Below are 25285 nucleotides of genomic sequence, written 5' to 3'. Positions count from 1 at the left end.
GAAAACTTTGATAATAAGACGATAAAAAACTAATTTTCATAGTGATCTTAAGAAATTCTTTATATTTTGTGAAGTGCTAGATGTGTTGATATATCAACATGTTTGGCACTTTTTTGCTTATTAATCACAAAAATAAAAATAAATGTGGAAAGCTTTTAGCTTTTCTATTGCTTTTTGTGGATAACCTGCTATACTTATAAATGTAAAGAGCTAGCACTCAAAGCCATTGAGTGCTAATGATCTAAATTTGACATAAGGAGTGTTGCGAATATGGCATACTTTGACAATGATTTTGATAACTTATTTAACGAATTGAACAGCTCATTCTTTAACGATGACTTTGGCAACAGAAGAGCCAGCAACGGTGGCTCAATTCCAGTGAACTACTCAAGCAATATGGGTGCCACTCCACAGACTATTCAACAGAATCCTAACCAAACTAATGAAAAAACAATTGGCGTAGACTTAGTTGAAGAAGCTAAGCATAATCATTTCGATCCAGTAATCGGTCGTGATGAACAGATTGATAATGTAATTGAGATTTTATCAAGACGTAAGAAGAACAATCCTGTCTTGATTGGGCCAGCTGGTGTTGGTAAGACTTCTATTGTAGAAGGCTTAGCTGAAAGAATTGCTTCAGGTAATGTACCAGCTAAGATGGCTAACATGCACATTATTTCAATTAACATTAATGACATGGTTGCTGGTTCTAGCCTTCGTGGTAGCTTTGAAGAGAGATTAAAGAAAGTCATCGACAAGGCTAAGAGCGATCCAAACATTATTTTGTTCATCGATGAATTGCACAACATTGTAGGTGCAGGTTCAACAGATTCTGAAAACAACAATGGTGATGCAGCCAATATCTTGAAGCCAGCTCTTGCTAGTGGTGACTTGAAGCTAATTGGTGCTACTACTACTAGTGAATACCAAAGAATTGAAAAAGACCCAGCTTTATCACGTAGATTCCAACCTGTTCAAGTTCCAGAACCAACTACTAAGGTAGCTGTGAAGATCTTGGAAGGTTTGAAGAAGAAGTATGAAGACTACCACCACGTAAAATACAGTGACGACAGTCTGAAGTTAGCTGTTGAATTATCAGAAAGATATATCCAAGGCCGTTACTTACCAGACAAGGCCATCGACTTGATGGATGAAGCTGGTGCTAAGAAGGCTTTGCTTGTACAACCAACTGATGAAAAGAGCTTGAGGAACCAAATTAATGCTCTTGAAGCTAAGAAGTCTGAAGCTGCTAAGGCAGAAGACTACGACAAGGCAGCTGACATCAAGAAGAAGATTGCTGAACTTGAAGCACAACTAAAGAACGTAGACACCAAGAATACTCCAGAAGTAACTGAGAAGGACATCTACGCAATTATTGAGCAAAAGACCAAGATTCCAATGAGTGAACTCCACGCTGACGAAGCGCAAAAGAATATTGATTTGGCTAAGAAATTAAAGCAAAACGTCATTGACCAAGACAAGGCAATTGATGTCATTACTGATGCTATTGCTCGTAAGCAAGTCTTCAAGGACAATGATCGTCCAACTGGTTCATTCTTGCTCACTGGTCCTACTGGTGTTGGTAAGACTGAACTTGCTAAGCAATTGGCTATTCAATTATTTGGCAGCAAGGATCACTTAATCCGTTTGGACATGAGTGAATATCAAGATGAAATGGCAGTCAACAAGTTGATTGGTTCTGCACCAGGCTATGTAGGCTACGGTGAAGGCGGTCAATTAACTGAAAAAGTTCGTCATGAACCATACTCATTGATTTTGTTCGACGAAATTGAAAAGGCTAACCCACAAGTCTTCAACGCACTTCTCCAAATCATGGATGATGGTCGTTTGACTGACGCACAAGGCAGAACCGTTTCATTCAAGGACACGATCTTGATCATGACTTCTAATGCTGGCTTCTCAGACAAGTTGTTGAAGGACGGCAAGGTTGACCAAGACAAGTTGATCTCAGCTCTTGAAAATTACTTCAGACCTGAATTCTTGAACCGTCTTGATGCAATTGTTCCATTCAACTCACTTACTGAAAAAGACATGGGCAAGATCATCGACATCTACTTAAAGAAGATGACTCATGTTCTTGCTAAGAAGGATATTACGGTTGAAGTATCAGATGAAGCTAAGAAATTCTTAGCAGAAAAGGGTTACGACAAGAAATTCGGTGCTCGGCCATTAAGAAGAGTGGTGGAACAAAATCTTGAGACACCAGCTGCTAAGTTGATCTTGAGCAAGCCGGATACTAAGAAGATTGAATTCACTGCTGATGACAAGCACTTGTACTTAAACGGTGAAGCAATATATGATATTTCTCCAAAGATTGAAGAAAAGGTTAAGAAAGACGAAGCTAAAACTGAAGATAAAAAAGAAGACTAATTTTTAGTTAGTCTGTGTTTGAAGGATATTCCCCAGGGAATATCCTTTTTTACATACATGATTTCTTGTATAATCTAACTAATACGATTCGAGTAAAAAGATTAGGAACATGGATAGAAAAACAATTGATTTAATTATCAAAATAATTTTGACGATCTTAGCCTTAGCTGCTGGCGTTTTTTGCTTTGTAACGCAATGGCCAGGTCGAGAAGCAGTAATTGCGACAATTTATGGAATTCTATATTTTCTTATTGCCTTAACTCTATGGCTGCAGCAAAAACAAGGCTGGCTGCAAGTAATAATGACGGCTTCATTTGTAGTGACGGTGATTTTGACAATTGCCCAGGCAATAGCAGGAATTCCGCTGGGTGTTTATCAAGCAGAGATGTTTCATTCTCTGATAATAGTCTTACTGGCTGCCCCAGGAATTTTAGGCTTAATCTACTTTAATTTAAACACGCGACATGACAATTTGGATTTGTTGCTTGTTTTCATGCGGATTATTTTAAGCTTTGAAGTTGATATTATTGCTATTATGTTAATTCTAATGTTGGAGATCAGTGGCGCGATGATTTGGTACTTGCCCCAATGGGGTCAATATGCGTTAGTATATGGGATCTTAGTTCTAGCGATTTTAGATATTGCATACGCTGTGATTAATTGGTTAAAATTCTATCGCGGTAAAGTGGTTTGGATTACTACAATATTGATGATTATTGAAATTTTAGCTTGTATGCCTCTTTTTGGGATGCCAACTTTAAGCGTGATTGCCTTCATTTTGATTGCAATTGCAATTTTGATTTTTACAGCTTATCTAAATAATCGAATTAAAAGCAAAAAATAATTGCACAAAAAGTAAGTTGCCGTTATAATGCAAGTCAAAAGTAATTTTGATGGAGCGTCTGTTTCATTACCGAAATAGACGCTTTTTTCTTAAAGGGGAAAGATGTGAATGCGATAGTGAGAAGCCAAGACTAAAACGTGGATTGAAAAGCCGCCATGTGACCATGATTGCGATCGGTGGAGCGATTGGTACAGGACTGTTCTTAGGTTCCGGCTCAGCAATTCATAGCGCAGGTCCGTCGATCATTTTGTCCTATTTAATTGTCGGAATTATCACCTTCTTCATGATGCGAGCATTAGGCGAACTGATCTTGGCTGATCCAGAGAGTCGTTCCTTTCTTGAAGCAATTAAGAAGTATTTGGGCAAGCGAGCTGAGTTTGTTGCGGGTTGGACTTATTGGGCTTGCTGGTTAACACTAGCGATGGCTGACTTGACTGCTACTGGTATTTATTTACGCTACTGGTTTCCGTGGTTGCCACAATGGGTCGGACCATTGGCGATTATTGTACTGCTCCTTTTGATTAACACCGTTAATGTAGGTTTGTTTGGTGAATTGGAAAGTTGGTTTTCAATGATCAAAGTTATCGCAATTGTGGCTTTGAGCATTACCGGCGCTGTGATGATTGTGTTACATACTCCAGTTAAAGGTGGGAATGTTTCGCTAACTAATTTGGTTAATCACGGTGGCTTCTTTCCAACTGGCTGGTGGGGATTCCTGCTCTCCTTCCAGATGGTAGTCTTTGCCTTCGTAGGCGTGGAGATTGTTGGTCAAACAGCTAGTGAAACAGCCAATCCAGAACAGGACATTCCCAAGGCGATCAACACATTGCCAGTAAGAATCGGTCTGTTCTATGTCGGCTCAATGTTGGCAATCATGTCAGTCTATCCGTGGAATGAAATCAAGACGACCTCGAGTCCATTTGTGCAGGTCTTTATGGGAATTGGCGTAACGGCCGCTGCTGGAATCTTGAACTTCGTTGTTCTGACTGCCGCAATGTCAGCAACCAATAGTGCGATCTTTTCAACTAGTCGGTCACTTTATTCTTTAGCCCGCAATGGTCATGCTCCTAAGAAGCTAAGCAGTTTGACTAAAAAAGCAATTCCATTGAATGCGCTGACGACTTCATCATTAATTTTATTTGTCGTTGTAATTCTCAATTATGTCATGCCAGCTAGTATTTTTGCTGTAGTGTCAACTGTTTCGACGATCTGTTTTGTGATTGTTTGGCTCATGATTATGTGGGCGCATATTGTTTATCGCAATCAGAATAAAGCTAGTTTAGGCAAGTTTAGAATGCCTGGTTATCCTGTAACTAGCTGGGTAACGATTATCTTTTATTTAGCTGTGTTGGCGTTACTATTCTTTATTCCTACAACCCAGTTAGCATTAATCATTTCAATTTTATTTGTAGTAGTTTTAGCAATTAGCTACAGTTTTGTACGAAAAGCATAATTATGTATAATAATTAGAGGAAAATTAAATTATTTCCAGGGGAATTTTTTACAAATACAAAAGAAAGGGAGTTGTGTATGGTGAAAAAGGCACCTGAATTAAAACGTTCGATGACGGCTGGACAAATGGAAATGATCTCGCTTGGAGGAGCGATCGGAGTTGGTTTATTCATGGGGGCCGGCTCCACAATTAAATGGACAGGACCATCAGTATTATTGGCCTATATTTTTGTCGGCGTGATTTTGTATATCGTAATGCGGGCATTAGGCGAGATGCTGTATGTCGATCCAGGTACTGGCTCCTTTGCGGATTACGCTACAGAACATGTTCATCCGATTGCTGGCTATTTAGCTGAATGGGCGAACGTCTTTCAGTATATTGTGGTTGGTATTTCTGAAGTGGTAGCCACGACAGAATATCTTCGCTTCTGGTGGAAAGGTACTTCTGACTGGATTGCCGGGGTAATAATTATTCTGTTTTTATTAGTAGCCAATTTAGCTAGTGCGAAAGCTTATGCAACATTGGAATTTTGGTTTGCCATGATTAAAGTGGTTACTATCATTTTGATGATCATCTTGGGCTTCATGGTAATTCTGTTTGGCTTTGGCAATGGTGGTCATCCGGTAGGCTTTTCTAATTTGTGGAGTCACGGCGGCTTCTTTACCGGCGGCATTAAAGGCTTTTTATTCTCCATGGCGATTATTGTTGGTTCTTATCAAGGGATTGAGTTAATTGGTATTTCTGCTGGTGAAGTAGCAGATCCGCACAAGGCAATTGTGAAAAGCGTTAAGTCTGTATTATGGCGAATTTTAATCTTCTATGTTGGGGCAATTTTCGTAATCGTGACAATTTATCCGTGGGATCAACTAGGCAATATTGGTTCTCCATTTGTAACGACTTTTGCCAAGGTAGGAATTACTGCTGCCGCTTCGGTAATTAACTTTGTCGTTTTGACAGCCGCCTTATCTGGGGCAAATTCAGGTATTTATTCATCTAGTCGAATGCTGTATAAAATGGCGCACGAAGAATATGCACCAAAGACTTTTAGCTATGTTTCTAAGCGTATCGTTCCTAGTCATGCAATTATCGGAATTACTTCGGGTATTTTTATTGGCTTTATGTTAAATGTGCTGTTGCAATTCTTTAGTAAATCACTTGGCAATATTTTTGTAATCGTTTATAGTTCATCCGTTTTGCCAGGGATGGTAGCGTGGTTCGTAATTTTGCTAGCGGAATTACGCTTTAGGAAAAAGAATCTAGATCTAATGAAGAAGCATCCCTTCAAATTGCCGCTTTATCCTTATTCCAATTATTTTGCATTGATCATGTTAGTACTGATCGTCATTTTTATGTTCATTAACCCGGAAACGCGTATTTCCGTAGCAGTTGGTGCAGCAGTATTAATTATTGCGGCACTCTCTTATGTGATTAAGCACGGCAGGAAAAATTAAAATTAGGCAGTGAAGTTAGTAGCTTTGCTGCTTTTTTAGTGGGATAAGATACATAGAGATACATAAAAATGATAAGATGGAACAAATGTATCTTAGCAAGTAGGTGGCAGAATGAACAATCCGTTTAATCCGAGTTTTAGGAGAATTCCAACGATCTTTTTGAATCGTGGTCAACTAATTAATGAAGTAGTTGAAGAGTTAAATAATCCTAACAGTCCTTATAAAGTTTCTATAGTTTACGGAATGCGAGGGGTAGGTAAAACCACTTTTTTAACAGAAGTTGGCAGAAAAGTGAAGCAAGCGCCAGACTGGTTGGTTGTTAATCTAGCAATGGGATCAAATCTAATGGCTACTTTAGTAGACGATTTATACATGAAAGCTAGTTCAGACTTACAAAAAACATTTGAATCCATTCGTGGACTTAGTTTTTCTGCAGTTGGATTACAATTAAGCGCTGATCTAAGTAAACCCACTCTTTCTACTTATCAAGGGATTCTGACTAATATGTTTACTAAATTAAGAGAAAAAGGGATTAAAGTTTTGATCACGTTAGATGAGGCTAAATCTAATACCGAATTAAAGAATTTTGTAGCTTATTATCAGATCCTAAATAGAGAGGATTATCCTGTTGCCTTAATGATGACCGGCCTTCCTGAGAATATTTCTGAATTGCAAAATGAAGACGTAATGACTTTCTTATTACGTGGAAAAAGAATAGCTTTGTCAGCCTTAAATCTATCGCAAATTGAAATCAGTTATAACAACGTTTTTAAGCGTTCTGGTTTTCAAGTGACGGAAGATACTCTTAGTAAAATGGCATTAATGACAATGGGATATGCATATGGATTTCAACTGCTGGGCTACTTAGTTTGGAACGTTGCCCAAAAAAGCAAGACGGTTGATCAAGATTTGTTAGACGAGATTAAGCTGGAATATCTAGTTGAACTTGATCAGAATGCTTATACTAAAATATTTAGTAGCTTGTCGCTACAAGATAAAAAGTTTGTTTTGGCGATGGCTCAGAGTTCCCAACATCGTGTTTCAATCAAAAAAATTCGTGAAAGATTAAATCGCCCGAGTAACTTTGTTGCAAATTATCGTCGACGGCTGTTAGATGATCAGGTCATCAAATCTACTAATTATGGTGAAGTTGCCTTTACCTTACCGTTTTTCAAAGAATACTTATTACAGCAGTATCGCTTTGAACAAGGCTTAGAGTAAAAATTTAAGTACTGCCATTTAATTTGTTAGGTAGTACTTTTTGTTTGTTATTAGATACATCTTTTTCAAACTGGTTCGAAAAACATGCTATTAAGTAATGTAACCGCATTCATTAAGATAGAAAATGAATCAAGCGAAAAGAGGTATTTAAAATGAACGATTGGTTAAATTTAGAAGACAAAGTTTATATTGTAACAGGTGGTTCATCTGGTATTGGTGCAGCAATTGTTAAGGAACTTTTAGGACACGGTGCTAAAGTTGTGGATGCTGACTTGAATGAGCCTAAGGAAGCAAATGAAAACTTAACTTTCTGCGATACAGATGTTACTAACAGAAAAGATGTTGAAACTACAGTTGAATCTACAATTTCTGAATTAGGAAGAATTGATGGTGTAGTTAATAATGCTGGAATTAACTTGCCAAGATTGTTAGTCGATGATAAAAAGCCAGAAAGTCAATATGAGATGACTGAGCAAGATTGGGCTAAGATGTTTGCAGTTAATGTTAAAAGCGTAATGTTAATGTCTCAAGCAGTAGGTCGCCATTTAGTTAGTCAAAAACATGGTGTAATTGTCAATATGTCAAGTGAAGCAGGACTTGAGGGTTCTCAGGGACAGAGTATTTACTCAGCTACTAAGGGTGCTATTAATGGCTTTACTCGTTCATGGGCTAAAGAATTAGGTAAGTTTAATGTGAGAGTAGCTGGTGTAGCTCCTGGTATCATGGAAGCTACAGGTTTAAGAACACCAAGCTATGAAAATGCTCTGGCTTATACTAGGAATATTACAGTTGATCAGCTTCGCGCGGGTTATAAGAGTACAACGACTACGCCAATGGGCAGAAGCGGTCATTTATACGAAGTTGCGGATTTAGTATCATATTTACTTTCTGAAAGAGCAAGCTACATTACAGGTGTCACTATCAATGTAGCAGGTGGTAAATCAAGAGGATAAAATTATCAAAGATTGGAGGCCTAGGATATGAACAGCGATTTATATAAAATTATTAGAATATTGCTGGAAAATGGGCCTACAACTATTGATGAATTAGCCTATTTGCAAAATGTAAGCAGATGAACCATTGAAAATAGAATAAAGAATCTATCTCAAATTCTTAAAAATATCGCATCAATAATTAAACGTGGTAATTCTTATAGTTTATCTATTTGTAATTACAACGTTTTTTATCAAATGCAATATAAGTATTTAAAAAGTGGGCTTGATATTGATGATCCAGAGGAAAAATCAATTTGCATTATTTATGAATTGATCAAGCAGACAGATTATATCTCTATTGATGACTTAGCAGATCAGCTGGCGCTTGATAGGCGTTCTATTAGTAAAAGTATAGCTAGTAAAGAAAATTATCTTCAATTGTATTCAGCTAAGGTCATTGGCAAGCAAGGAAAAGGTATCAAAATTTGTTTTAAAAATGAAGCCATGATTTTGCTTTTGCTGAGAAATATTATGACTTTAAAGCGAAACTACATTGATTCAGATCGTTTCAAAACAATATATGCTTCTTTAGATAAGAAGTTTACAGATAAGACTAAATTAAAGGAAATTATATTAAATATTCTTGTGCTTGAAAAGATTAGAAATTGTCATGGTCAGGTAGAAGATAAAATGCCATTTTTTGAGCCTTTGTGGAATAAAGAAAACGTGGAGATTCAGGCATTGGTTTCATGGTTAGAAGTTCATTTCTTGGGTCTAACCTCAACAGAAATTATGTTTCTGTTATCGCCTCTGAATTTAGATAAAAATATCTATACCAATGAAACGAAAGTTGATCAGTTGTTTAATGAAAACCGCAAATTAGTTTATAGTAGTTTGAAGAAAAGCGTGATTAACTACGGTCTTAATACAGATACAGTGTATTACAAGATAAAATGGCATATTTTATTTTTAATTAACCGCTGTATCTTAAGGAAAAAGATTAATGAAACTTTACCTGAAGAAACTGCTGAAAAATATCCTGTTGCTTTTGAATTTGCACTTAGTTTAGCACAAATAATTGAAACTAAATATCATGTCAAGGTCAGCTTAGGCGAAATTAATTACTTAGTACTGTACTTCCAGCAATATATTACTGAATTGAATACAGAAAAGATAAATTTTGCTGAAAAAATTGCAATTATAAAAGATCTTCGTAATTCGGCTAATGATTATTTAGCTAAAATAATAAAAAAGAACTTGCCTAAAGCAAAAATAGTAGTTTTTAATCAAAGACAAGATTTGCTTAAAGACAATGGTGATTACTTATTTGTAATTTCAAAAATGCCATTTGTTTATAAAAATATTCCTGTAATTAATCCTAATTTGTTGTTTAAGAGGGAAAGATTTACAGCGGTAGTTACTATTTCTTTAATTCAAAATATATTACCCAGGGTATGATTAAGGTTGTAAGATATGATCTCAATGAAGATTCTTATTATAAATCTGTTAAAGAACTAGCGGAATTGCTTAGTAAAGATAATGAATTGACCTTAGACTTTTATCAACGTTGGACAGAAAGAAAAAAGAAATCAAATAATGTAATTTCAAATGGAATTGCGATTCCTCATGCAGTTGATAATTCTGGTAGGGAACGGATTCTACTTAGTTTTGGAATTATTAAAAAACGAGTAGTTTACAAGAAGACGAAATTAAGATTTATTGCGTTATTAGGCATTCCTGAGAATTTAGATAGTTCATTAGTTAAAGCAACTTCTGAATTATATGATTTTGTTTCGATGATTGTGCGTAATCAGGTTCTTTTAGAAAATGCGGAAAAGTATAATAATGAAAGATCTTTCATTCAAATGCTAGAAGGAATTTAAGATGAATATTTGGTTTATTTCAATTTTAATTGGCCTAGTTTTTCTTTTACAAAGTATATTAGGCTTTCTGCAATTACAAAATTTCGTTAAAGTTTTTAGGCGAATGAGTAAAAACGGTAAAGTATTAATTGGTAAGAATCCTAAAAAGATTCATGCGGGCAGTTTGCTTTTGTTAAATATAGATCAAGATGCTTATATTCAAAATGCCAGTCTAATGAAAGGCGTGACAGTTTTTGCTAGATTTAAGCGTTTTAAGAAACTAGAAAATAAATCACTGCCAATTTTAGCTAGTTCTTATTATGAGTTACAGCAATTTGATCCATTAACTAGAGAATGTATTCTGAATGCTTATCGTAATTTCATTAATTATCGGACTGGAAAAATGAGTCAAGCAGATTGGGATAAAAACAATAATTTCTTTTCTCTTCCCGTATTTAGTATGTGGAAAGATATGGCGATAATTGGCTTTAATAAGTTTAGTAATAAAGTAAAAAACGTTAGTAAAGAAGGCGTAAATTATGAAGTATATAATTGATTTTGCCACATGGTTTATGGGGTTATTTCAAGCTGGTGGCAAACAATTTGCTAACTGGGTAGCAACAATTATTCCTTTGGTTTTGATCATGTTAGTGTTCATGAATGCACTAATTGCATTAATTGGTCAAAAAAAGATGAACAAGTTTGCTAAGGCATCAGCTAGCAATCCGATTATGAGATATATGATTTTACCATTTTTGGCAGCATTTATGCTAGGCAATCCGTTAGCTCATACTATGGGAAAATTTTTGCCAGAGTATTATAAACCTAGCTATTATGCATCATGTGCTCAATTTTGTAATACCAGTAATGGTGTTTTCCCTCATATTAATCCCGCTGAATATTTTATTTGGATGGGGATAGCTGCAGGTGTTCAAAAATTAGGCTTGAATACTATGGACTTAGCAGTTAGATATCTATTAGTTGGTTTAATTATGAACTTTATTGGTGGTTGGATTACTGATTTTACGACTGCATATGTATGTAAAACTACTGGTATTAAGCTGTCTAAAGAGACCAACTTAACTAAGTAATTGGAGGCAATTATTATGACAAAATGGAAGAGCGTAAAAGTAGTTCGCGGATCTGGCGGCTGGGGTGGTCCGATAACGATTACTCCTACTGACCAAAAGAATAAGATTTTATATGTTACCGGCGGTAATCGTCCTGCAATTATTGATAAGTTAAGCAAGCTAACAGGTATGAAAGCAGTGGATGGTTTTAAAACATCTATTCCTGATGAAGAAGTAGCTGTGGCTGTCGTTGATTGTGGCGGTACATTAAGATGTGGGATCTATCCTAAAAAGAAAATCAAGACAATTAACATTTTGCCTACCGGTAAATCCGGTCCACTTGCAGATTTTATTACTCCTGAATTATATGTTTCAGCAGTAGACGTTGATCAAATTACTTCATCATCCGGGGATGCCCCATCTACGACGGATAATAATGAGAGTAAAATTCAAGATAAGAAATCAACTACTTCAACAAAAATCGATACTCAAAAGACACTTACGCAACAAAAAAGTGGTGGCTGGGTAGCTAAAGTCGGTGTTGGCGTTGGTAAAATAGTTGCTACCTTTAATCAAGCTGCTAAAAAATCAGTTAAAACTGTTATCGAAACTATTTTACCATTTATGGCCTTTGTATCTTTGTTAATTGGTATTATTAATGCTTCAGGAATTGGTAAATGGTTTGCTAAGTTGATTACACCACTTGCAGGCAATATTTGGGGTTTAATGATTCTAGGCTTTATTTGTTCACTTCCATTCTTATCACCATTACTTGGACCAGGAGGAGTAATTGGTCAGATTATTGGGACTTTGATTGGTGTAGAAATTGGTAAGGGTAATATTCCACCACAATATGCTTTGCCAGCCTTGTTTGCTATTAATACTCAAAATGGGTGTGATTTTATTCCAGTTGGACTGGGCTTAATGGATGCTGATGCCAAAACAGTTGAAGTTGGTGTAACTTCTGTTTTGTACTCAAGATTTTTAAACGGTGTACCACGAGTATTCATTGCTTGGCTTGCAAGTTTTGGTCTTTACAGTGGTAAATAACGGAAAGGAAATTTAAATGGATGCGCTAAAAAATAAAATTTATGAGACGGAAGTTGTAGATATTGGTAAAGAAGCTCAACAATTTAAAGAAATAAACATGTTGATTTTCTTTGGCAATGAAGCACCTGATGCTTTACGATCTTCATGTTTTATCATTGAAGTAAATGATTTAAAGCAAGATATAGAAGTGGGACAGACTCTTCAAATAGGTGAAACCCAATATAAGATTACTGCTGTAGGTAATGAAGTAAATCGTAATCTACGAAATCTTGGTCATACTGCTGTGAAATTTACTGGAGAAACAACAGCGGACATGCCAGGCTCACTTTATGTAGAAAAAGGAGAATTTCCTACAATCAAGGTAGGTACTAAAGTAGAAATATACTAATATTTCCAATATTAATACTCAAGAATGACATCAAGATCAAAATGATCTTGGTGTTTTTCATCTCTCTAAGTATTTTTGATTGTACGTTTCATTCTAATTTATTTATAATAGTAACTACATACTAAAAGTAAGTAGAGGGAGGAATATGAATGACTAAACCAATTATTGGCATTTCGGGTTCCGTTATTATTGACGATGGCGGGATTTTTCCTGGCTATCATCGTAGCTATGTGAATGAAGACTATGTTGATTCAGTAGTGCAAAATGGCGGAGTGCCATATATCATTCCATTTACGGAAAATGACGAGGTTATTAAAGAGCAGATCGATCATGTTCAAGGCTTGAGTTTATCAGGCGGTCATGATGTTGATCCACATTTTTATGGCGAAGAACCGTTGCAAAAGATCGGTGCCACTTGGCCTGAGCGTGATCACTTCGATATGCTTCTGCTTAAATTAGCCGAAGAAAAAGGGATTCCAGTGCTAGGTATCTGTCGCGGTGCGCAGATCATCAACGTTGCGCATGGTGGCACGCTTTACCAAGATTTGTCATACCGCAAAGGCTTAACTTTAAAGCATATGCAGGGACATACGCCAAGTTTGCCTACACATGGGATGAAGGTTGAGCCTGATAGCAAGTTGGCTGAAATTTTAGGTAAGACTGAGTTTAGAGTCAATTCCTTCCATCATCAGTTAATTAAGGATGTCGCGCCTGACTTAAAAGCAGTGGCAACTGCTCCTGATGGCGTAGTTGAAGGATTAGAAAATAAGCAAGGCGATATTATCGCCGTGCAATGGCATCCAGAGATGATGCATCGTAATCCTGATGTAGCTTTCATGAACAATTTATTTAAGTTTGTAATTAATAATGCAAAATAGGGGAGAGTTTTAAATATTGAATGAGAAAACAGGAGATAAATTAGGCTTTTGGTCAATTGTCTTGCTGGCAATTAATGCGATTATCGGATCAGGAATTTTCTTGACCCCAGGTAGCGTTGTACAGCAAGCAGGTTCCAAGGCCTTAGTTGTTTACTTAATCGCAGCCATTTTTGCATCTATTTTGGCAATTTCATTTGCGGCTGCATCAAAGTATGTTACTAAGTCTGGTGCCGCATATGCTTATTCTAAGGCAGCTTTTGGTAAAAAAGTTGGTTTTTACATGGGCGTGTTGCGTTACTTCTCAGCTAGTGTTGCCTGGGGTGTAATGGCCGTTGGGGTTATCAAGTCGACTATTTCTATTTTTGGTGGCGACCCTAATAAAACGATGAGTGTAACGATTGGTTTCTTAGTCTTGATGGCAATTATCACGATCATTAACTTGTTTGGTCAACGCGTTTTAAAGTGGGTGATGAACTTGGCTACTATCGGTAAATTGGCTGCCTTGGTATTAATCATCGTTGCTGGTGTAGTATTGCTGATCACCACTGGTGCTTCAAGTCATATGGCTGAAGTTGATCAAATTACCCAAAACGGACAAAAGATTGTGCCAACTTTGACTACTACCACTTTCGTAATGGCAATCGTTTCAGCGTTTTATGCCTTTACTGGTTTTGAATCTGTAGCTTCAGGTTCTGAAGATATGGAAGATCCGGAAAAGAATTTACCGCGTGCTATTCCATTGGCTATTTTGGTTATTGCACTGATTTATATCGGCGTTGTAGCGGTAGCCATGGTGCTTAATCCTAAGGCATTGATGACTACTAAGCAAGTTGTAGCTGTAGCTGCAATTTTTAACAATGAAATTTTACGGGATATAATTTTAGTCGGTGCCTTGGTTTCAATGTTTGGGATCAATGTTGCTTCTAGCTTTAATGCGCCACGTATCTTGGAGGCAATGGCCCGTGAAGGACAGATGTCAAAAGCATTGACCAAGAGAACCAAAAATAATTTTCCGATTAGAACATTCTTTATCTCAGTTGCTTTGGCGATTTTAATTCCGATGGCCTTTGAATACAATATGGTTAACCTGATTACCTTGAGTGCCATGGTTAGATTTTTAGGTTTTATCGTAGTACCATTAGCTGTCATTCAGTTTTATCGCGGCAAGGCTAGTGAAGATGTTTTGCCAGCTGATAAAAACGTCGTTACGGATGTCGTTGCGCCAATTTTGTCAATCATTGTAGTTGTATTCTTGCTAATTGAGTATAACTGGAAAGCACAATTTGGTGTGATGAATGCAAGCGGACAAGTCATTGGCGTCAACTGGTACGCCATCACCATGATGATCTTTGGCTTCGTAATTTTGCCACTGATTATGGCTTGGATTTCTAGAAGTGAACGAAAAAATTAGATAAAAAATAAAGCATTCTGATTAGTTTCAGAACGCTTTTTTGATTACAGTAATCTAATATCGTCAGCTTCACATTTTTCAACCATGTCTTTTGGCCAGATACTTGCTTGGACTTCACCGATATGAGCTTTACCAAGTAAAAGCATACACAAACGTGATTGGCCAATTCCGCCACCGATCGTGTATGGCAATTCGCCCTTTAAAAGCATCTGGTGGAATGGCAACTTGGCCCGTTCTTCGCAGTGGGCTTTTTTCAGTTGTTCACGCAAGCTTTCTTCACTAACTCGAATACCCATGGAAGAAAGTTCGATCTTTTGGTGTAATGGTTCATACCAGAAGACCAAGTCACCGTTTAATTGCCAGTCATCGTAATCAGGAGCACGACCGTCATGTGGTTTGCCGCTACGCTTTAATTTATCGCCGATCTTCATAATGAAGACGGCCTTTTCTTCTTCAGCAATCTTGCTTTCACGCTCTTCTGGTGAAAGATCAGGCCAGCGGTCTTCAAGTTCTTGGGTAGTAATAAATGAAACGTGATCACCTAGACGGTAAGTAGAACCAGGATAGCGCGCGGATGCTAGCTTTTCAGTTTCTTTGATTGCCTTAAAAATTTTGTTAACGGTGATTTCTAAAGTATCGGTATTGCGTTCTTCCTTACGGATGACCTTTTCCCAGTCCCATTGGTCAACGTAGATGGAGTGAAAGTTGTCTAGATCTTCGTCGCGGCGGATAGCGTTCATGTTGGTGTAAAGACCTTCGTGCATGCCAAAACCATATTTCTTCAATGCTAGCCGTTTCCATTTAGCTAGTGAGTGAACAACCTCAATGGTATCTTCCTTAGGTAATGCCTTCATATCAAAGGCAACGGGCCGTTCAACACCATTCAAATTGTCGTTTAAACCTGTACTTTTTTCGACAAACATTGGAGCAGACATTCTTTGCACGCCTAGAATAGAAGCCAGCTTATCTTGAAAGGTTTCGCGGATATAGACAATAGCTGCTTCAGTGTCGCGGACAGTTAGAGTTGGATGATAATCTTTAGGTAAAATAAGTTCCATAATAATCTTCTTTCTAAAAATAATTTCTTTTTTAGTTGAGAGTAAAGAAAAAGCCCTTCACTCCCTGAATTGCCAGGGACGAAAGGCTCTTTTCCGCGGTACCACCCATATTGTCTAGATCTAGACCTACTCATGAAGCACTATCATGCTCCACCGGCGTGGTAACGTACCGGAGACGTCTCAACCTACTATAAGAATTGTTAGTTCGGTGAGCTGCTAAAAGTGTTGTTCAATAACCCAGGGTCTATTAGCTTCGCACTAACGCTAATTCACTGAAAAGAAATAGGTTATTTACTCGTCTTTTTCATTGCTTTTTAATTTGTTTATATGTATTTAACATTATTTTACGCAAAAAAGCAAGAAAAATTTGTGCTATGATAAATGGAAAAGCGTTTTAGTTATAGATATAAATGAAATTAAACTATTTTAGAGGATAAAAATGTTAGGATTTTCAGTTTATCTCGGACATGAATTAACGTCTGAAGATTATAATTATTTGCTGACGATGCGAAATAGTGGATTCGCGTGCGTCTTTACGCAGCTTGAGGCACCTGATACAGATAGAGAAACAATCTTGAAGCGGCTAAGTAACTTGACTGATTGGTGTCAAAAGTTAGATTTAAAAATTGGAGCAGATGTCTCAGAAGAGATTCTGCAGAAACTAGATATTAATGTCAATAGCGTGGAGCAGATCAAGAGTCTGAATTTGACTGGCTTGAGGGTTGATGATGGTTTTTCAATCGAGATGATCGCTAAGCTCTCTAAGGAAATGCCAATTGTGCTTAATGCTAGCACGATCACACAAGAGGATATTGACAATCTAAAGTACAGCAATGCAAATTTTGATAGATTAACGGCAGGGCATAATTTTTATCCGCGGCCCGAGACTGGATTGGATGCTTCTTGGATGCAGAAGCGTAACAAGTGGCTGCATCAATATGACTTAAAGACTGCCGCTTTTGTTGCGGGGAATGGCAAATTGCGTGGTCCGCTTTTTGCTGGACTGCCTACTTTAGAAAAACAGAGATATGAGAATCCACTAGCTGCTATATTAGAGCTGCAACAGTACGATTGTGATCATGTTTTTATCGGTGATCCACAATTAACGCGGGATGCGATTGAGACGATCACAGATTATGAAAAGGAAGATGCCATTACTCTGCATCTTGATACTGAGATTCTTGAGTTATTTGAAAATGAGTGGCATAATAGACCAGATGTGGCCCGGGATGTCGTTAGACTGCAGGAGAGCAGGAAGAAGCATGTACTATCTACAGAACCACAGGACAATATTTATGCTCGACCTAAAGGCAGCGTAACGATTGATAATAGTCTATATCAACGCTACGAAGGTGAAATTGAAATTACCAAGCGTGATTTGCCTTGTGATAAAAAAGTTAATGTACTGGGACAAGTGAAAGATTATGACTTAGCTTTATTAGACCATATTGGCTCTAGTACACGGGTAATTTTTCGAAAAGCAAATAAAGAAAAGTAGAAATAAGACGCGAACTATTTCCTAGGGAATAGTTCGTATTTTTTATGTTGAAAATATCAAAAAAAGCGATGGAATTAAAACCCATCGCTTAAATATATTATCGGGAAAACAGGATTCGAACCTGCGACCCCCTGGTCCCAAACCAGGTGCTCTACCAAACTGAGCCATTTCCCGTTTTTAAGTGCGCCCTGAAGGATTTGAACCTTCAACCTTCTGATTCGTAGTCAGACACTCTATCCAGTTGCGCTAAGGGCGCATCTATCAACTCAATTAGTATAGCACAAAAGCGTGTGATGCCCAATTATTTTTTAGAAAAAAGACGAGCATTAAGCTCGCTTTCTTCATGATATTCATTATGTAAGAATTGTTAATTGAATTTAAATTGATCTAGAAGAATTAGTCCTTGACAACGTCTTTAACGTTCAACCATTGGCTCTTGTTGATCTTAACGATCTTCTTGCCGTTGGTCTTCTTAACTGCCTTAGCAGTGAAGGTTGAACCCATTGAAACTTTCTTGTTGGTCTTCTTGCCGTTAGCGTTTAAAACGCTAACTTTTTGGTTCTTAGTGTCCTTAACAGTAACAAAGATCTTGTCGCCCTTTTTGATTGAAGGGTTAGTAGGAGCAACTTCTGAAACACCAAGCTTTGGAGCATTGAAACTGGCAGCTTGAGCAACTGAGCTGACACCTAACAAACTCATTGAAGCAACTGCAACTGAAACAACTTTAACTAATTTCTTTGAATCAAACATAATGAATACCTCGTTTTTTCTATATCGCTTTAATTGATTGGAACTTTTTGTTCCCTCATTCCTTACATCTTTATTGTATAACATCTGTTATTAATTGCAAGGAAAAATTGAAACTTTTTTAAAAAGAATTCAAATGGCTCAAAGCTTTGCTATGATAACAAGTATGACGATTTTTAAGCAAAAATTATTTAAAAAATGGAAAACAAAAACTTTGTAATTTAAACCAAAAAGGCCCAGCTACTGACTACCCTACAGTAACTAGGCCTTTACCATTTTATCGAAAAAACGGGGATAAAACTATATTATCTTTGATTTCTTAATAAGAAAATAATTGAAATGCAATATATTGGATTAGTTTTGCCTTATCTATCTCCATCGAAGATATTGTCTTTGACGATTACATAGTCGACTAGCTTAATAGAATTCAAATCACGACCGCCAGCATAGGAGATAGAAGATTGCAAATCTTCCTGCATTTCACGCAAAGTGTCCTTGATTGAACCACGGTAAGGGACCAGCATTTGCTTGCCTTCTACATTACGGTAGGCGCCTTTTTGAACCTCAGAAGCAGAGCCCCAATATTGCTTGTAGTCTTTACCATCAATTTTAATAATATGACCAGGAGATTCTTCGTGTCCTGCGAGCATAGAGCCGATCATGACCATGGTGGCGCCAAAGCGAACAGACTTAGCAATGTCACCATTATGGCGAATACCACCATCTGCGATTAATGGTTTGGATGCAGCTTTACTGCACATCCGCAAAGCCGCTAATTGCCAACCACCAGTACCAAAGCCAGTCTTCAGCTTAGTAATACATGCTCGACCAGGTCCAACACCAACTTTAGTAGCATCGGCACCTGCGTTTTCTAATTCACGAACAGCTTCTGGCGTAGCGATATTACCAGCAGTTAAAAATGATTCTGGCAATTTTTCCTTAATATATTTGATCATTTTGATGACATAAATTGAATGACCGTGAGCTACATCAATGGTGATGTATTCTGGCTTTAAGTTTTGCTTAACCAGTTCATCGATGAAGTCATATTCGCTGTCTTTGATCCCGACTGAGATTGAAGCAAATAGGCCTTTTTCATGCATCATCTTAATAAAAGGAATGCGTTTCTCCGGTTCAAAACGGTGCATAACATAGTAGTAACCATTTTCTGCCAGCCAAACCGCTAAACCATCATCAATTACGCTTTCCATATTAGCGGGAACAACGGGAATTTTAAACGTTCGCTTCCCAAACTTAACGCTAGTGTCGGCGTCACGGCGACTTTTGATAATTCCCTTATTAGGGACAAGTTGAATGTTGTCGTAGTCGAAGGCTTCCATACTGAAATAATTGCTCACTTTAATTAACTCCTTGTTAACATATTATTCGAACTGAGACCTACTATATGAGATATAAATTGGTTTGTCAATATAGAAATCGAACTATGCAAGAAAATAAAAATGAAATAATTCGGATTTTGCATTGACTAATAATTATTAAATTGCTAGACTAGCATACGTAATATTTATAGAGATTTTTTATGAGGTGAATTTCAAATGACAGCAGTTGCAGTTGTAGGTAGCCAATGGGGCGATGAAGGTAAAGGTAAGATTACTGACTTCTTAAGTAAGGAAGCCACGATGGCAGTTCGTTCAAATGGTGGTAACAACGCAGGCCACACCATTGATATTGATGGTAAGGAATTTAAGATGCGTTTAATTCCATCTGGTATTTTCGCTGCCTCCAAGGGTGCCGTAATTGGTAACGGCGTAGTAATCAACCCAGAAGTAATGTTTGGCGAACTTGATAACTTGGAAAAGAATGGTATTGATACCAGCAAGTTAAGAATTTCTAACCGTGCTAACATTATTATGCCTTACGACGTTAAGCAAGATGAATACCAAGAAGAAGCTAAGGGCGACAAGAAGATCGGTACTACCAAGAATGGTATTGGACCAACCTACATGGACAAGGCTTCAAGAAATGGTATTCGCGTTTGTGATTTACTTGAAAAAGATACTTTTGAAGAAAAGCTACGTCTTAACTTAAAGATGAAGAATGAATTATTCACTAAGGTTTATGGTAAGCCTGCTCTTAAGTTTGAAGATATTTTTGACAAATACTATGAATATGGTCAAAAGATGAAGAAGTACGTGACTGATACTTCAGTATTGGTTAACGACGCACTTGATAACGGTGAAAAGGTCCTCTTTGAAGGTGCTCAAGGTACCATGCTTGATATTGATGAAGGGACTTACCCATATGTAACTTCATCTAACACTATTTCCGGGGGAATTTGTTCCGGTATCGGTATGGGTGCTAACCGCTTGAATACTGTAATTGGCGTCTGCAAGGCTTACACTACTCGTGTTGGTGAAGGTCCATTCCCAACTGAACTTCTTGACGAAGTTGGTGACCGCATTCGTGACACTGCTCATGAATATGGAACTGTTACTGGCCGTCCACGTCGTGTTGGTTGGTTTGACTCAGTTGCTTTGCGTCATGCTAAGCGTGTTTCAGGCATTAACGGCTTAAGCCTTAACTTGCTTGACGTCTTCTCCGGTTTTGACAAGATCAAGATTTGTACTGCTTATGAACTTGATGGCAAGAAGATTGACTACTACCCAGCAAGTTTGAAGGAATTGTACAGATGCAAGCCTGTTTATGAAGAACTTCCAGCTTGGGAAGAAGACATTACCGGCGTTAAGACTTGGGATGCACTTCCAGAAAATGCTAAGAAGTTCTTGAACCGCGTTTCAGAATTGGTTGGTGTGCCACTGGTAACTGTTTCAGTTGGTCCTGACCGTGAACAAACTATTGTATTGAAGAATCCATGGGAAATGTAATTTATGCTTGAACGTTATACTCGCCCAGAAATGGGTAAAATTTGGACTGATGAAAACAAGTATGCTGCTTGGTTAGAAGTAGAAATTGCGGCAACTAAAGCCTGGGCTGAACAAGGCGAAGTTCCAGAAGCTGACGCAGAAAAGATTGCTAAGAATGCTTCTTTTACTGCTGAACGAGTTGCGGAATTAGAACAAATAACCCACCATGATGTCGTTGCTTTTACCAGAACGGTATCTGAAAGCCTTGGGCCTGAAAAGAAGTGGGTGCACTTTGGTTTAACTTCAACTGACGTGGTTGATACAGCACAAGGACTTTTACTTAAGCAAGCTGATAAAATCATCAGACAAGATCTGCATGAATTGAAAAAGACGATTGCAGAGAAGGCTAAGAAGTACAAGTACACGGTAGAAATGGGTCGTACGCACGGTGTGCAAGCTGAACCAACTACCTTTGGTTTGAAATTAGCTCGTTGGTATGCCGAAATTAACCGCGACATCGACCGTTTTGAACATGCTGCTAAGGGTGTAGAATCGGGTAAAATCTCTGGTGCCGTTGGTACCTTTGCCAATGTGCCACCTGAAATTGAAACTAGCGTGATGACGCAGCTTGGCTTGACGCAACAACCAATTACCAGTCAGGTTTTGCCACGTGACTTGCACGCTGAATATATTGCTATGCTGGCTTTAATTGCTACTAGCATTGAAAATTGGGCTACTGAAATTCGTGGTCTGCAACGTAGCGAGATTCATGAAGTTGAAGAGCATTTCCGTGCTGGTCAAAAGGGTTCATCTGCAATGCCGCATAAGCGTAATCCGATTGGCTCTGAAAACCTTTGCGGGATGGCACGCGTGATGCGTGGTCATATCGTTACGGCATATGAAGACGTTGCGTTATGGCATGAACGCGACATTTCACACTCTAGTGCTGAACGAGTAATTTTGCCGGATACTACGATTGGCGTGGACTATATGTTGCACCGTTTCAATCGAATTTTAACGAACTTGGACGTCTTCCCTGAAACGATGCTCAAGAACATGAATCGTACTTATGGTTTGATCTACTCACAACGTGTGCTGCTTAAGCTGATTGATGAAGCAGGCTTATCACGAGAAAAGGCTTATGACATGGTACAGAAGTTAACGGCTAAGTCATGGAACGAGCAAAAGCAATTTAAACCTCTAGTTGAAAACAGTGAAATCATGAACTATCTATCTAAGGAAGATATTGATGATGCGTTTGATTATCATTATCACTTGCGTCATGTAGATGATATCTTTAAGAAGTTAGGTTTAGATGATTAGAATAAAGAAGCGTTTGGAAATATCCAAGCGCTTTTTTGGTAGATTGATTTTCAGAAATAGGGTATAATTTTTAGTTGCAAATTTAGTTACAATTTAAACACTATAATATATACTTAAGTGAGGATAACGTGAGTAAACTAGAAAAATTATTATTAAAGTTATACAGTCATCCAAAAACATTTGATTTTAAAGATGCCAAGACTCTACTGCAAGAACTAAATTATCAACTTGATAATAAAGGAAAAACTAGCGGATCTAGGATTGTCTTCAAGAAAGGTAGTGATCGTATCATTCTTCATAAACCACATCCTAGAAAAGAATTGTTACCTTATCAAATTAAGCAGATCCAAGATAAAATTAAAGGGATGAACGAAAATGAAAAAGACTAATCAATATATGAAATATAAGGGCTATGAAGGCTCTATTGAGTATACTTTAGAAGATAAGATTCTATTTGGTAAAGTTCAAGGAATTAAAAGTCTTATTTCTTACGAAGGTAATACAATAGATGAGTTAGAAAAAGACTTTCAAGGTGCGGTTGATGATTACCTAGAAAGCTGTAAAGAAGATGGCATCGCACCAGAAAAACCTTTCAAGGGCAATTTCAATGTACGTATTGATCCCGCATTGCATGAAAAATTGGCTAATTATGCTGCAGCTAAGCATCAGTCTTTGAATGCAAGTGTAGAAGAAGCTATCAAGAAATTGCTAGCTTAATATTGAAAAGCGTTTGTAAATATCCAAGCGCTTTTTTGGTACAATGAGAACATAATACGAGAGGAAGAAATTATGAAAAAATTCACTTCATTTATCGTCAGACTAATTATTTTGCTTGCAGGTATTGCCTTAGCAGGTTTCATGGTTTGGCAATTATTCAGTGATGCTACACTACTTGATGTTGATGTGCAAACCAAAGGTCCAGCCATTATTGTCATCTTTAGCTTGATTGCCTTAATTGCGTTAGGCGCTGGTGTTAGTTTTTACACTGATAAAAATATGGGTTCAACTATCTTTTTAGGTGCTCTATTGACAGTAATTGCCTTAATTTTATGGGTAAAAAATCAAGACTTGGCTGATATTTACCGCTGGTACTTCATTTACGGCTTACTTGTAGCCTTACTCAGCCCATTCTTTAGAAAAGAAATTTAAAAAAATTCAATTTTCAAAAAATTTTGCGCTTTTTTTGCGTAATAAATAATAGAGGGATAAAAGCTCTAATTTTTTGAAATGAGGATTTTTAGATGTTAGAAGATGAATTTTCAGCAGTAATGGCAGATCATATGGCTGTAGCCATTATGAAGAAGCATAATGAGCATTTGCTGTCAACGGTGCAAAGAGTTCTGCCTAACCTTGATATTCAGGAAGCCAATGCACTTGATGATCCAAACAGAAATGTGATAGAAGAAAAAGCAATCGTGCATGTGGTTGCGCGAGATAAAGCGCGCAACAAATATGGCTTGATTATTCAAGTGGGATCTCAAGAACCAGGAGAGAACATCTTGGAGGTGGCCAATGGCTATCAGGAAGAAATCATTTTTGGTGGATTAGGTTGCCCGGAAGAGGAATTTAAGGCAACGTATGTAGCTTTTCTTTGTCATACAGATCCTTTGGATAAGGGAAAAGCGCGCTATGAATATTATGGTGGCAAGTATAACAAAAAGACGAAGCAGACTTCTGCAGCACCAAATGTGATTTTCCTTAATTTAGATGTTGAAAATTAGGTACAATAAAAAGAATCGGATTTTGTCCGATTCTTTTTACTTAGTCTATTCTTCAAAAAATTATAGCCAGACTCTAAAAGTGAAAAGCCGCTGCAATGATCGTCATCAAGGCAAAGAAGCCGATGACAGTCATTTGCATTCTCTTGGTAATTACGAGGTAGGCAATGAATTCACGCACAAATGCGTTTAAGGTGAAGTACCATTTAGTTTTAGCACCGTAGCCAATGCATTTTAAGCCTTGATGCTTAGCTAAAACTAATGCGCGATAAACGTGATATGAACTTGTAACCAGGCAGAATTTGCTATTAGGAGCCATTAATTTATGTGAAAATTGTAGATTTTCTTTAGTTGTTCTAGATTTATTTTCGATAATGATGTCGGCTTTAGGGATGCCTAATTTTTCCGCATAAGCAGCCATTGCCTCGGCTTCGGGGATATCCTCACCGGGACCACGGCCACCCGACATGATTAATTTAGAACCGGGATTCTCTTGGTATATTTCTATTCCCCGGGAAATACGAGCAGCGAGTAATGGAGTAACCTTTTTCCCCATAATGCCAGCGCCTAGAACAACAATGTAATCCAAATGAGGTACGCGCCAGTTAATCAAATTGATCTAGGAGGTTAAAGTGTACATCATCATGATAACGACTAAATAGATGATAACTAACCATAAGAAGACGTAGGGATAAGTTAGCCACGGGTTCTTAGTGGCGTGACCAATTATAGGATAGATGAATAAGAAGAAAATAATGGCTAGTCCCATACATAATGATAGGTAATTAGTTAAGCGGTTGCCTTCCTTAAGAATGATTTTAATCCCATCATATAAAAACATCACAATTAAAGTGATAATAAAAATGACTGTTCCGACTGCAATCAGCGCGAAAACTATTACAAATAATGGCAGAACCCAGTCTTTATAATGAGGATCAAGATCAGCAACGTTAACCAGAACGACTGCGTCAAAGAAGGCGAATGAAAATAGGGTAATAACTAGACTGACTCCAGCTCGCAAAGATCGCCGTTCGTGCGTTAAGATCCAAATGAAAATTCCAAGGCAAACTAGAAAAAATAAAAATGAAAAGATAATTGAGTATGGCATAATTTGCTCCTAAGTAGTATATTCTTAAACTAATTATACAGGCTAAGAAAGTTG

At 37.5% G+C, this 25285-nt stretch carries 24 protein-coding genes, 2 tRNA genes, 1 pseudogene and 1 other annotated feature; of the genes and pseudogenes, 21 read left to right on the top strand and 6 right to left on the bottom strand.

The genetic code is table 11. The annotated features are described in order from the left end of the window. Positions 1-270 precede the first annotated feature (270 nt). The 14 genes from ICI50_RS09865 (at position 271) to ICI50_RS09800 (ending at position 14954) form a co-directional block, all read left to right on the top strand. Positions 271-2391, top strand: a complete 2121-nt coding sequence (locus ICI50_RS09865) for an ATP-dependent Clp protease ATP-binding subunit (protein ID WP_013855052.1) — start codon at positions 271-273, stop codon at positions 2389-2391. A gap of 109 nt (positions 2392-2500) precedes the next feature. Then, positions 2501-3235, top strand: a complete 735-nt coding sequence (locus ICI50_RS09860; protein WP_013855053.1) for a hypothetical protein — start codon at positions 2501-2503, stop codon at positions 3233-3235. A gap of 163 nt (positions 3236-3398) precedes the next feature. Then, positions 3399-4688 (top strand): amino acid permease, encoded by a 1290-nt coding sequence (locus ICI50_RS09855; protein WP_013855054.1) that lies wholly within the window; start codon positions 3399-3401, stop codon positions 4686-4688. A 77-nt stretch (positions 4689-4765) separates the two neighbouring features. Next, positions 4766-6139, top strand: a complete 1374-nt coding sequence (locus ICI50_RS09850) for an amino acid permease (RefSeq protein WP_013855055.1) — start codon at positions 4766-4768, stop codon at positions 6137-6139. Between the two features lie 111 nt (positions 6140-6250). Then, positions 6251-7360 (top strand): ATP-binding protein, encoded by a 1110-nt coding sequence (locus ICI50_RS09845; RefSeq protein ID WP_056941141.1) that lies wholly within the window; start codon positions 6251-6253, stop codon positions 7358-7360. A 152-nt stretch (positions 7361-7512) separates the two neighbouring features. Next, on the top strand, positions 7513-8313 hold the full coding sequence (locus ICI50_RS09840) for an SDR family oxidoreductase (RefSeq protein ID WP_054640442.1): 801 nt from the start codon (positions 7513-7515) through the stop codon (positions 8311-8313). 237 nt (positions 8314-8550) lie between these two features. Further along, complete coding sequence (locus ICI50_RS09835) at positions 8551-9753, top strand: PRD domain-containing protein (RefSeq protein ID WP_025084180.1); 1203 nt, start codon at positions 8551-8553, stop codon at positions 9751-9753. Beyond that, entirely contained in the window at positions 9750-10178 is a 429-nt protein-coding gene (locus ICI50_RS09830; protein WP_056941140.1) for a PTS sugar transporter subunit IIA, read from the top strand. Before ICI50_RS09835 ends, ICI50_RS09830 begins: the two co-directional genes overlap by 4 nt. Position 10179: 1 nt before the next feature. After that, entirely contained in the window at positions 10180-10713 is a 534-nt protein-coding gene (locus tag ICI50_RS09825) for a transcriptional regulator GutM (protein WP_095342235.1), read from the top strand. Beyond that, positions 10697-11248 carry a PTS glucitol/sorbitol transporter subunit IIC gene (gene srlA, locus ICI50_RS09820; protein ID WP_013855059.1) on the top strand — a complete coding sequence of 184 codons (552 nt, stop codon included), beginning with the start codon at positions 10697-10699 and terminating at the stop codon, positions 11246-11248. The genes ICI50_RS09825 and srlA overlap by 17 nt, the downstream gene beginning before the upstream one ends. 15 nt (positions 11249-11263) lie before the next feature. Next, entirely contained in the window at positions 11264-12277 is a 1014-nt protein-coding gene (srlE, locus tag ICI50_RS09815; protein WP_095342234.1) for a PTS glucitol/sorbitol transporter subunit IIB, read from the top strand. Between the two features lie 16 nt (positions 12278-12293). Next, positions 12294-12665 (top strand): PTS glucitol/sorbitol transporter subunit IIA, encoded by a 372-nt coding sequence (locus tag ICI50_RS09810; protein WP_013855061.1) that lies wholly within the window; start codon positions 12294-12296, stop codon positions 12663-12665. 149 nt (positions 12666-12814) lie between these two features. Next, entirely contained in the window at positions 12815-13543 is a 729-nt protein-coding gene (locus tag ICI50_RS09805; protein ID WP_054640435.1) for a gamma-glutamyl-gamma-aminobutyrate hydrolase family protein, read from the top strand. A gap of 16 nt (positions 13544-13559) precedes the next feature. Then, positions 13560-14954, top strand: coding sequence for an APC family permease (locus ICI50_RS09800; RefSeq protein WP_095342233.1), 1395 nt, complete (start codon positions 13560-13562; stop codon positions 14952-14954). A 44-nt stretch (positions 14955-14998) separates the two neighbouring features. On the opposite strand, the gene asnA is transcribed toward ICI50_RS09800, so the two are convergent. After that, positions 14999-16012 (bottom strand): aspartate--ammonia ligase, encoded by a 1014-nt coding sequence (gene asnA, locus ICI50_RS09795; protein ID WP_013855064.1) that lies wholly within the window; start codon positions 16010-16012, stop codon positions 14999-15001. Between the two features lie 71 nt (positions 16013-16083). Next, positions 16084-16329, bottom strand: a binding site (T-box leader). 122 nt (positions 16330-16451) lie between these two features. On the opposite strand from asnA, the gene ICI50_RS09790 reads away from it, so the two are divergent. Beyond that, positions 16452-17510, top strand: a complete 1059-nt coding sequence (locus ICI50_RS09790) for a DUF871 domain-containing protein (protein WP_013855065.1) — start codon at positions 16452-16454, stop codon at positions 17508-17510. A 100-nt stretch (positions 17511-17610) separates the two neighbouring features. Here the strand turns inward: ICI50_RS09790 and ICI50_RS09785 are convergent. From ICI50_RS09785 to ICI50_RS09770, 4 genes are all read right to left on the bottom strand, one after another. Continuing rightward, positions 17611-17684, bottom strand: a tRNA-Pro gene (locus tag ICI50_RS09785). A gap of 8 nt (positions 17685-17692) precedes the next feature. Continuing rightward, positions 17693-17766 (bottom strand) — tRNA-Arg (locus ICI50_RS09780). A gap of 140 nt (positions 17767-17906) precedes the next feature. Then, positions 17907-18260 (bottom strand): hypothetical protein, encoded by a 354-nt coding sequence (locus ICI50_RS09775; RefSeq protein WP_013855023.1) that lies wholly within the window; start codon positions 18258-18260, stop codon positions 17907-17909. A 362-nt stretch (positions 18261-18622) separates the two neighbouring features. Then, positions 18623-19615, bottom strand: a complete 993-nt coding sequence (locus ICI50_RS09770) for a GMP reductase (RefSeq protein ID WP_013854883.1) — start codon at positions 19613-19615, stop codon at positions 18623-18625. Positions 19616-19813: 198 nt separating this feature from the next. On the opposite strand from ICI50_RS09770, the gene ICI50_RS09765 reads away from it, so the two are divergent. The 6 genes from ICI50_RS09765 (at position 19814) to ICI50_RS09740 (ending at position 24126) form a co-directional block, all read left to right on the top strand. Continuing rightward, positions 19814-21103, top strand: a complete 1290-nt coding sequence (locus ICI50_RS09765) for an adenylosuccinate synthase (protein WP_095342142.1) — start codon at positions 19814-19816, stop codon at positions 21101-21103. A 3-nt stretch (positions 21104-21106) separates the two neighbouring features. Beyond that, positions 21107-22405: an adenylosuccinate lyase gene (purB, locus tag ICI50_RS09760; RefSeq protein ID WP_095342143.1), complete on the top strand. Its 1299-nt coding sequence runs from the start codon at positions 21107-21109 to the stop codon at positions 22403-22405. 128 nt (positions 22406-22533) lie between these two features. Then, positions 22534-22794: a type II toxin-antitoxin system HicA family toxin gene (locus ICI50_RS09755; protein WP_013854880.1), complete on the top strand. Its 261-nt coding sequence runs from the start codon at positions 22534-22536 to the stop codon at positions 22792-22794. Next, positions 22781-23122 (top strand): type II toxin-antitoxin system HicB family antitoxin, encoded by a 342-nt coding sequence (locus ICI50_RS09750; RefSeq protein WP_013854879.1) that lies wholly within the window; start codon positions 22781-22783, stop codon positions 23120-23122. Before ICI50_RS09755 ends, ICI50_RS09750 begins: the two co-directional genes overlap by 14 nt. A gap of 72 nt (positions 23123-23194) precedes the next feature. Further along, a complete protein-coding gene (locus ICI50_RS09745) occupies positions 23195-23554 on the top strand; it encodes a hypothetical protein (protein ID WP_013854878.1) in 360 nt (119 codons plus the stop codon). Between the two features lie 92 nt (positions 23555-23646). Continuing rightward, on the top strand, positions 23647-24126 hold the full coding sequence (locus tag ICI50_RS09740; protein ID WP_013854877.1) for a hypothetical protein: 480 nt from the start codon (positions 23647-23649) through the stop codon (positions 24124-24126). A 73-nt stretch (positions 24127-24199) separates the two neighbouring features. Here ICI50_RS09740 and ICI50_RS09735 read toward each other — a convergent pair. Continuing rightward, positions 24200-25231 (bottom strand): annotated as a pseudogene (locus ICI50_RS09735) (YdcF family protein). Positions 25232-25285: the final 54 nt, after the last annotated feature.

The organism is Lactobacillus kefiranofaciens (assembly GCF_014656585.1).
Classification (GTDB): domain Bacteria; phylum Bacillota; class Bacilli; order Lactobacillales; family Lactobacillaceae; genus Lactobacillus; species Lactobacillus kefiranofaciens.
Note: the sequence above shows the minus strand (reverse complement) of the source record. Positions and strands in the feature narration are given on the sequence as shown.

Coding starts and splice junctions, on each gene's coding strand:
- ICI50_RS09865 (WP_013855052.1), top strand. CDS start 271: ATGGCATACTTTGACAATGATTTTGATAACTTATTTAACGAATTGAAC.
- ICI50_RS09860 (WP_013855053.1), top strand. CDS start 2,501: ATGGATAGAAAAACAATTGATTTAATTATCAAAATAATTTTGACGATC.
- ICI50_RS09855 (WP_013855054.1), top strand. CDS start 3,399: ATGATTGCGATCGGTGGAGCGATTGGTACAGGACTGTTCTTAGGTTCC.
- ICI50_RS09850 (WP_013855055.1), top strand. CDS start 4,766: ATGGTGAAAAAGGCACCTGAATTAAAACGTTCGATGACGGCTGGACAA.
- ICI50_RS09845 (WP_056941141.1), top strand. CDS start 6,251: ATGAACAATCCGTTTAATCCGAGTTTTAGGAGAATTCCAACGATCTTT.
- ICI50_RS09840 (WP_054640442.1), top strand. CDS start 7,513: ATGAACGATTGGTTAAATTTAGAAGACAAAGTTTATATTGTAACAGGT.
- ICI50_RS09835 (WP_025084180.1), top strand. CDS start 8,551: ATGCAATATAAGTATTTAAAAAGTGGGCTTGATATTGATGATCCAGAG.
- ICI50_RS09830 (WP_056941140.1), top strand. CDS start 9,750: ATGATTAAGGTTGTAAGATATGATCTCAATGAAGATTCTTATTATAAA.
- ICI50_RS09825 (WP_095342235.1), top strand. CDS start 10,180: ATGAATATTTGGTTTATTTCAATTTTAATTGGCCTAGTTTTTCTTTTA.
- srlA (WP_013855059.1), top strand. CDS start 10,697: ATGAAGTATATAATTGATTTTGCCACATGGTTTATGGGGTTATTTCAA.
- srlE (WP_095342234.1), top strand. CDS start 11,264: ATGACAAAATGGAAGAGCGTAAAAGTAGTTCGCGGATCTGGCGGCTGG.
- ICI50_RS09810 (WP_013855061.1), top strand. CDS start 12,294: ATGGATGCGCTAAAAAATAAAATTTATGAGACGGAAGTTGTAGATATT.
- ICI50_RS09805 (WP_054640435.1), top strand. CDS start 12,815: ATGACTAAACCAATTATTGGCATTTCGGGTTCCGTTATTATTGACGAT.
- asnA (WP_013855064.1), bottom strand. CDS start 16,012: ATGGAACTTATTTTACCTAAAGATTATCATCCAACTCTAACTGTCCGC.
- ICI50_RS09790 (WP_013855065.1), top strand. CDS start 16,452: ATGTTAGGATTTTCAGTTTATCTCGGACATGAATTAACGTCTGAAGAT.
- ICI50_RS09775 (WP_013855023.1), bottom strand. CDS start 18,260: ATGTTTGATTCAAAGAAATTAGTTAAAGTTGTTTCAGTTGCAGTTGCT.
- ICI50_RS09765 (WP_095342142.1), top strand. CDS start 19,814: ATGACAGCAGTTGCAGTTGTAGGTAGCCAATGGGGCGATGAAGGTAAA.
- purB (WP_095342143.1), top strand. CDS start 21,107: ATGCTTGAACGTTATACTCGCCCAGAAATGGGTAAAATTTGGACTGAT.
- ICI50_RS09750 (WP_013854879.1), top strand. CDS start 22,781: ATGAAAAAGACTAATCAATATATGAAATATAAGGGCTATGAAGGCTCT.
- ICI50_RS09745 (WP_013854878.1), top strand. CDS start 23,195: ATGAAAAAATTCACTTCATTTATCGTCAGACTAATTATTTTGCTTGCA.
- ICI50_RS09740 (WP_013854877.1), top strand. CDS start 23,647: ATGTTAGAAGATGAATTTTCAGCAGTAATGGCAGATCATATGGCTGTA.